This window comes from Streptomyces sp. NPDC015127 (genome assembly GCF_043080095.1).
GTDB lineage: Bacteria > Actinomycetota > Actinomycetes > Streptomycetales > Streptomycetaceae > Streptomyces.
Genome location: NZ_JBIBVE010000029.1, coordinates 47,054 through 54,883 on the forward strand (window position 1 = coordinate 47,054; position 7,830 = coordinate 54,883).

Consider the following 7,830-nt stretch of genomic DNA (forward strand, 5'->3'; position numbering starts at 1 on the left):
GTGAGAGATCGACCACGCGCACCGCGCGGGAACTCGCGTACGCTGGCGCTCACTCGCCCGTCGATGCCGGGCCGCCCTGCGGGACCTGCCAGCAGTACCGTCCCCGGCCGGTCCACCGAGCGCGAGGCTTCACTGGGAGGTTCGTACATGTCCGTGACGACCACGGCCGGGGCACGCCTGCGCGCCGCCGGCGGCGGTGCCAACCGCTGGGTCGTCCTGGTAGTCCTCTGCATTAGCCTGCTGCTGGTCGCCCTCGACGCGACCGTCCTGCACGTCGCGGTTCCCGCGGTCACGGAGGACCTGCGTCCGAGCGGTGTCGAGCTGCTGTGGATCGTGGACGCCTATCCCCTCGTCTGTGCCGCGCTGCTGATCCTGTTCGGCACGCTGGGCGACCGGGTCGGACGCAGACGGCTGCTGCTCATCGGCTACGGCCTCTTCGGGCTCGCCTCCGCCGTCGCCGCCTTCGCGCCCGGCCCCGAGGTGCTGATCGCCGCCCGGGCCCTGCTGGGTGTCGGCGGAGCGATGATCATGCCGGCGACGCTCTCGATCCTGCGCGCCGTCTTCCCCGACCGGCGCGAGCGGGCCACGGCCATCGGCATCTGGACCGCGGTCGCCGCCGTGGGCGCGGCCACCGGCCCGGTGCTCGGCGGCTTCCTCGTCGAGAACTTCTGGTGGGGCTCGGTCTTCCTCGTCAACATCCCGCTGATGGCCCTCATCCTGCCCGTCGGCCGCTGGCTCCTGCCCGAGTCCCGCGGCGGGCACGACGGTCCCTGGGACGTCCTCGGCGCGCTGATGGCCGCCACCGGCGTGCTCGGGGTGGTCCTCGGGGTCAAGCGGCTGGGCGCCGGCGACGGACTGCTCGAGATCAGGGCCGTGGGGCCGCTGCTCGCCGGCGCCGTGCTGCTCGTGTTCTTCGTGCGGCGGCAGAAGCGGCGCGAGCACCCGCTCATCGACATGCGCATGTTCGCGCGGGCCGCCTTCTCGACGTCCGTCGGCTGCATCGTCCTCGCGATGCTCGCGCTGGTCGGACTGGAGCTGATCGCGGTCCAGTACCTCCAGCTGGTCCTCGGCCTCAGCCCGCTGGAGACCGGCCTGCGACTGCTTCCGCTGACCTTCGCGGCGATGGCCGCCGGCGCCACCGGCTCGTACACCCTGCGCCGCGTCGGGCCGCGCCGGATGGTCGGCTGGGGTTTCGTCCTGACCGCCGCCGCCGTGCTGCTGCTGGTGCTGATGGGACAGCACGACCGGCCGCTGCTGCTCACCGCGGGCTTCGTGCTGCTCGGCTTCGGCCTGCAGACCACGCTCTTCGCCGCGTACGAGTCGATGCTCAGCGAGGCGCCGCCCGAGCAGGCCGGGGGAGCGGCTGCCATCGGCGAGACCTCCTACCAGCTCGGCGCCGGCATGGGCATCGCGCTGCTCGGCAGCGTGATGAACGCGGCGTACGGGCCCTCCGTCGCCTCCCTCACCGGGGTGCCCGCCTCCGCGGCGTCCGCGGCCGCGCACTCGCTGGGCGAGGCGTACCAGGAGGCCGAGCGCATCGGCGGCCCTGTCGGTGACCTGCTGCGCACCACCGCGCGCCACTCCTTCGTCAACGGTCTGCACGTCACGCTGCTGGTCAGCGCGGGTCTGCTGCTCATCGGCGCGGTCGCCGCGCTGCGGCTGCCGAGGGTGATGGAGTGCGCGGCGGAGCCGGGCCGCGAAGCCGATGTGCCGGCGGCGCGCCGGCCGGAGGCGCCCACCGTGCGCCCCGCGACGGCACCTCCCGCCCCTGTCCCGGCCGGCCGCAGCTCCAAGGGCCCGGCCTGACCCAGGCCCTTCTCACGGGCGTGGCCGGTGGTGCGGATTCCGTCGCCTTGTGCGCACCTGCACGCCGCGGGGCCGGCGGGTCTGGACGCGCGGGACACTGGGCCGTAACGTCGCTCCCGTCGTAACTAGCGCTGCTAGTTTTCGAGAGTCCGTCACCAGTGTTCCGCAGCGCCGAGCTGCGGGAGAGCCGCCGGAGGCCACCTCATGTCCGCACCCTCGAAGCTCCCGCCCTTCGACCCGGCCGACCCGCTCGGCATCGACGATCTGCTCGACGCCGAGGACCTCGCCATCCGCGACACCGTCCGCTCCTGGGCGGCCGACCGCGTCCTGCCGCACATCGCCGACTGGTACGAGCGCGGCGAGCTCCCCGGCATCCGCGAGCTGGCCCGCGAGCTCGGCTCCCTCGGCGCGCTCGGCATGTCCCTCGACGGCTACGGGTGCGCGGGCGCGACGGCGGTCCAGTACGGACTGGCCTGCCTGGAACTGGAGGCCGCCGACTCCGGCATCCGCTCCCTCGTCTCCGTGCAGGGGTCCCTGGCCATGTACGCGATCCACCGCTACGGCTCCGAGGAGCAGAAGCAGCGCTGGCTGCCGGGCATGGCCGCGGGCGAGATCATCGGCTGCTTCGGCCTGACCGAGCCCGACCACGGCTCCGACCCGGCCGGCATGCGCACCTACGCCAAGCGCGACGGCTCCGACTGGGTGCTCACCGGCCGCAAGATGTGGATCACCAACGGCTCCGTCGCCGGCGTCGCGGTCGTGTGGGCGCAGACGGACGACGGCATCCGCGGCTTTGTCGTGCCCACCGACAGCCCCGGCTTCTCCGCGCCCGAGATCACGCACAAGTGGTCGCTGCGCGCGAGCGTCACCAGCGAACTCGTCATGGACGACGTGCGCCTGCCGGCCGACGCGGTGCTGCCGGAGGTCACCGGCCTGCGCGGACCGCTCAGCTGCCTGAGCCACGCCCGCTACGGGATCGTGTGGGGTGCGATGGGCGCCGCGCGCTCCAGCTTCGAGGCGGCGGTGGCGTACGCCAAGACGCGCGAACAGTTCGGCCGGCCGATCGGCGGCTTCCAGCTCACCCAGGCCAAGCTCGCCGACATGGCCGTCGAGCTGCACAAGGGCATCCTGCTCGCCCACCACCTCGGCAGGCGGATGGACGCCGGGAGGCTCCGGCCGGAGCAGGTCAGTTTCGGAAAGCTCAACAATGTGCGCGAGGCGATCGAGATCTGCCGCACCTCACGCACCATCCTGGGCGCGAACGGGATCTCCCTGGAGTACCCCGTGATGCGGCACGCGACCAACCTCGAGTCGGTGCTCACCTACGAGGGCACCGTCGAGATGCATCAGCTCGTGCTGGGCAAGGCGCTCACCGGCCTCGACGCGTTCCGGTAGACCGCACACCGGTGACGGACCGGCCGGCGAGCTCCCCCCGCTGCCGCTGGTCCCCCTTGGCCCAGCTGCTCAGCTCTGGTTGAAGAAACCGTCCTGCGAACGGCCGGAGGGATCCCCGCTGACGATCTGCGTGTCGGCGGGGGTCAGCAGGAAGACCCGCGTCGCCACGCGCTCGATCGACCCGCGCAGGCCGAAGGCGAGGCCCGCGGCGAAGTCCACCACGCGCTTGGCGTCGGCGGGCTCCATCGCCGTGAGGTTCACGATGACGGGAACGCCGTCGCGGAACAGCTCACCGATGCCCCGGGCGTCCCGGAAGCCGTCCGGGGAGACCGTGGCGATCCGTCGGCCCTCCTGCTGCGCGGATTCGGAGGCCACGCGCACCCGCGGGTCGGTGACCCATGCGTCACCTGTCTCCGCGCCCTCGGCGTACTCGTCGTCGTAGTAACGCCCGTCGTTGTCCTCGACGAGTCCCAGCCAGGCGCTCGCCTTGCGTACCGAACCCATGGACGCCTCCTTCCGCTGCTGCAGTGGTCTCACTGCGGTCTCTGTCGTGTCCGCACCCCTATGGTCGTCCATCATGCGGATCGCGCGCCAAGCGGATAGCCGCCGCGCAGGGGATTCGTGACGGTACTGGTGCAGAAGATGTGGCGATTCGTCAAGGTTCCTGCTGCGCAGGGGGCATGAAGGGATCAAAATATAAAAGTCGGGCCGGACGGGTGATGTTGGGGACGTACGGGTGAACGGCCCCGTCGGTACGATGCCCCCGATCTGTCGAACGACTCCCGGGGGACCCTCTTGTTCGGAATAGTCCGGCCGTGCTCGCACCGGCTCGGAGACGCGCTGAAGACCGAGTGGATGGCGCACCTGTGCGGGCTCTGCCTGGCACTTCGCGCCGACCACGGCCAGTTCGCCCGCATCGTGACGAACTACGACGGCCTGATCGTCTCGGTCCTGACGGAGGCTCAGACCGAACGCACCCCCGCGCAGCGCCGCACCGCCGGGCCCTGCCCGCTGCGCGCCATGCGCACCGCGCCCGTCGCCCGGGGCGAGGGTGCAAAGCTCGCCGCCGCCGTCTCGCTCGTGCTCGCCTCGGCGAAGGTGCGCGACCACGTCGCGGACGGGGACGGTGTGTTGGCCCGCAGGCCGGTGGGCGCCGCCGCCCGGCGCGTCGCCACCGGCTGGGACCGGGCGGGCGCACGCTCGGGTGCCGCCCTCGGCTTCGACACGGCGGTCCTCGTCGACGCCGTCGACCGGCAGACCGGCATCGAGGCACTGGCCGGCCTCGGCACCTCCCTCCTCGCCGTCACCGAGCCGACCGAGACGGCGACCGCCGCCGCGTTCGCGCACACCGCGGTGCTCGCCGGCCGACCCGAGAACATGGCCCCGCTCGCCGAGGCCGGACGGCTCTTCGGACGGCTCGCGCATCTGCTGGACGCCGTCGAGGACAAGGAATCTGACGCCGCGTCGGGTGCGTGGAACCCGCTCACCGCGACCGGCACCTCCCTCGCCGAGGCCCGCCGCCTCGCCGACGACGCGGTGCACGGGATCAGGCTGGCGCTGAAGGACACCCGCTTCGTGGACGACCGGCTGGTGCACGTGCTGCTCGCGCACGAGCTGCGCACCGCGGTGAACCGCACCTTCGGCACGACCACCTGCGCGCACCAGGGGCACGGCGGCCAGCAGCCGCCGCAGGGCAACCCGTACGGCTCCGGCGGCGCCTCGCCGGGCCCGTACGGCTCCGGCCCCTACGGCTCGGGCCCGTACGGCGGGAACCCCTATGGCGGCGGGGCGCCGGGCGGGCCGGGTGGACCCGGCGGTCTGCCGCCGCAGTTCGGCGGCCAGCCGACGGCGCCCAAGCGCCGGGGCTTCTGGGCCGGCTGCGCCGTCTTCACCGGGCTCTTCTGCACCTGCCAGATCTGCTGCGCCAAGGAGTACGAGGGGCCCTGGTCCCGGAAGAAGCGCGAGGGCTGCTGCCGGGACTGTGACTGCTGCGACTGCTGTGACGGCTGCGGCTGCGACTGCTGAACGGGGGTTGCAGGGCCGGGCGGGCGGGCCGTTCCTCCCGCCCGGCGCGCGTCACCCGGCCCCGGTCCGCACCCGGGGCCGGCCGGCCCGGTGTGGAAAGGCCGGCCGTATGAGCACGGACGAGCGCAACCGGCACGACGAGCAGCGCGAGCGCGACTGGTGCAGCCGGCACCGACACCGCGTCGCCCTGATCTCCGGGCCGCACGGTCCGTTGTCCTCACGGGCGCCCTCCCCCTGCCTTCGGCGGGAGGTGCCCCCAGGCACTCCGACTACCCGGAGGGTCGAATTCCGGCCGTCCCGGGGACATGGACGGAGGACGGGGACGACGTGGTGCTCACCGCCACCGCCGAGGACGGTCTCACCGTCGACGGACAGCCGTTCACCGGCACCGTCCGGCTCGCCGCCGACCACACGCCCGTCCCCGAGCCCCGGGTCGCGCACGGCGCCCGGCGCCTGGTCGTCATGCGCCGCGAAGGGCTGTGGGCCGTACGCGACTTCGACCCGGACGCGCCGGCCCGCACCGCGTTCCGGGGGCATCGAGGTCACCGCGTATGCCCCGCGCTGGGTGCTGCCCGGGCGCTTTTGGCCGTACGAGGAGCACACCAGCGTCCGGGTCGAGAACGCGGACGGTCGCATGCACGGTCTCGGCATCGGTGGCGAGATCCTCTTCGAACACGGCGGCACCGACTACGCCCTCAAGGCGGCGATCGAGGCGGACGGTTCGCTGTGGCCGTCTTCGCCGACGCGACGAGCGGCGACAGCAGCTACCGCTTCCGCTTCCTCCGGCCCGCGGCCCCGGCGCCGGACCTCACCGTCGACGTGGACTTCCACCGCGCCCTGCTGCCCCCGTGCGCCTTCTCGGACCACTTCGTCTGCCCCTTCCCCGCCGCCGGGCAACACGCTTCCCCTCGCGATCGAGGCCGGGTGCGGAACCTCTCGGGCGGCTGACCCGTCCTAAGGGACGACCCGAGCACAGCAGAGCAGGACCAGCCCCGGCGGCACACCGCCTCCGGGGCCGTCCGCCGTGCATGTGCACGGCGGCCGAATCACGCCGTTGTGCCGTTGGTTGACGCCGCGAATACTCCCGAAGCAGCGCTTGTCAGGAGCACGGTCTGTCCGGCTTTCGGACGGGCCGCCGCGCTTCATGACTGCGCCTCACCGGGCCCCGACCCCACGAAAGGGCCCCCTTTCCCCTCGGGAGGAACGACAAGTGAGGATCAAGCGCACCACCCCCCGCACCGCCACCGGCAGACGCACCCGCCTGCTCGCCGTGTCGACCGGCCTGATCGCGGCCGCGGCACTGGCCGTCCCCACCGCCACCGCCAGCGCCGACCAGGCCCAGACCTACAGCGCGAACCAGCTCTCCGCCGCGAGCGACGCCGTACTCGAAGCGGACGTGGCCGGCACCGCCTGGCACATCGACAAAGCGACGAACACCCTTGTCGTCACCGCCGACAGCACCGTCTCCCAGGCCGAGATCGCCAGGATCAAGCGCGAAGCCGGGAGCAACGCCGGTGCCCTGCGCATCGAGCGCACACCCGGCACCTTCTCCAAGCTCATCTCGGGCGGCGACGCCATCTACGCCTCCAGCTGGCGCTGCTCCCTCGGCTTCAACGTCCGCAGCGGCAGCGGCACCTACTACCTGCTGACAGCCGGCCACTGCACCGACGGCGCGGGCACCTGGTACACCAACTCCTCGCGGACCACCACCATCGGCCCCACGGCCGGATCCAGCTTCCCCGGCAACGACTACGGCATCGTCCGCTACTCCAACACCTCGCTGTCCCACCCCGGCACCGTCGGCAGCCAGGACATCACCAGCGCCGCCGACGCCTACGTCGGCATGCCGGTCACCCGCCGCGGCTCCACGACGGGCACCCACAGCGGCAGCGTCACGGGCCTCAACGCCACCGTCAACTACGGCGGCGGCGACATCGTCTACGGCATGATCCGCACCAACGTCTGCGCCGAACCGGGCGACAGCGGCGGCCCGCTCTACTCCGGCACCCGGGCCGTCGGCCTGACCTCCGGCGGCAGCGGCAACTGCTCCTCCGGCGGCACGACGTTCTTCCAGCCGGTGAGGGAGGCGCTGAGCGCCTACGGAGTCAGCGTCTACTGACGCATCCTGCCTGTGCCAGGCGTACGAGCCCCCGCCCGGACGACCGGGCGGGGGCTCGTCCTTGCGGTCGGGCGCCTGCGGTCACGTCATGCCGCGGGCGGCGTCGTGTCCAGGATGCGGTGGAGGAGCCGGGCGCCTGCACGGGCCGTGCGGTCGTCGACGTCCAGAGCGGGGTTGAGTTCGGCGACGTCGCACACCGCGAGCCTGCCGCTCGCCGCCACCATGGCGCACACGCGCTCGGCCGTCCGGCGCGGCGCCGAAGGAGCAGGACCGGGAGGCGGCTTCCTCCCTGAGCTAGACCCCTGTCGCCCGTGGCTCGTCGGCGGGCGCACCCGGTGCGCCTGGCGACGAGCCGTGTACGGAGGGAGGTGTCAGGCGGGGTCGTTCTCCCGCATGGGGATGCGGACGCCCTTGTCGGCGGCGACGGTGTCGGCGATGTCGTAGCCCGCGTCGACGTGCCGGATGACGCCCATGCCCGGGTCGTT

The 7,830-nt window shown here is 72.8% G+C and carries 6 protein-coding genes and 1 pseudogene; 5 read left to right on the forward strand and 2 right to left on the reverse strand.

The annotated features are described in order from the left end of the window. Window positions 1–147: 147 nt before the first annotated feature. On the forward strand, window positions 148–1,806 hold the full coding sequence (locus ACF08N_RS34755) for an MFS transporter (RefSeq protein WP_392328730.1): 1,659 nt from the start codon (window positions 148–150) through the stop codon (window positions 1,804–1,806). Window positions 1,807–2,010: 204 nt separating this feature from the next. Next, on the forward strand, window positions 2,011–3,201 hold the full coding sequence (locus tag ACF08N_RS34760) for an acyl-CoA dehydrogenase family protein (RefSeq protein WP_392328731.1): 1,191 nt from the start codon (window positions 2,011–2,013) through the stop codon (window positions 3,199–3,201). Window positions 3,202–3,270: 69 nt separating this feature from the next. Here the strand turns inward: ACF08N_RS34760 and ACF08N_RS34765 are convergent, their stop codons facing one another. After that, entirely contained in the window at window positions 3,271–3,705 is a 435-nt protein-coding gene (locus ACF08N_RS34765) for a cell division protein SepF (RefSeq protein WP_392328732.1), read from the reverse strand. 291 nt (window positions 3,706–3,996) lie between these two features. Here ACF08N_RS34765 and ACF08N_RS34770 point away from each other — a divergent pair, with 291 nt between their 5' ends. The 3 genes and pseudogenes from ACF08N_RS34770 (at window position 3,997) to ACF08N_RS34780 (ending at window position 7,345) form a co-directional block, all read left to right on the forward strand. Continuing rightward, the gene (locus ACF08N_RS34770) at window positions 3,997–5,226 is read left to right on the forward strand and encodes a DUF5685 family protein (RefSeq protein WP_392328733.1); all 1,230 of its coding nucleotides are present in this window, start codon (window positions 3,997–3,999) and stop codon (window positions 5,224–5,226) included. Window positions 5,227–5,335: 109 nt separating this feature from the next. After that, a pseudogene (locus ACF08N_RS34775) lies at window positions 5,336–6,184 on the forward strand (DUF1684 domain-containing protein). 252 nt (window positions 6,185–6,436) lie between these two features. Continuing rightward, window positions 6,437–7,345, forward strand: a complete 909-nt coding sequence (locus ACF08N_RS34780; RefSeq protein ID WP_392328734.1) for a S1 family peptidase — start codon at window positions 6,437–6,439, stop codon at window positions 7,343–7,345. Between the two features lie 86 nt (window positions 7,346–7,431). Here ACF08N_RS34780 and ACF08N_RS34785 read toward each other — a convergent pair whose 3' ends face one another. Next, a complete protein-coding gene (locus ACF08N_RS34785; RefSeq protein WP_392328735.1) occupies window positions 7,432–7,677 on the reverse strand; it encodes an arginase family protein in 246 nt (81 codons plus the stop codon). Window positions 7,678–7,830: the final 153 nt, after the last annotated feature.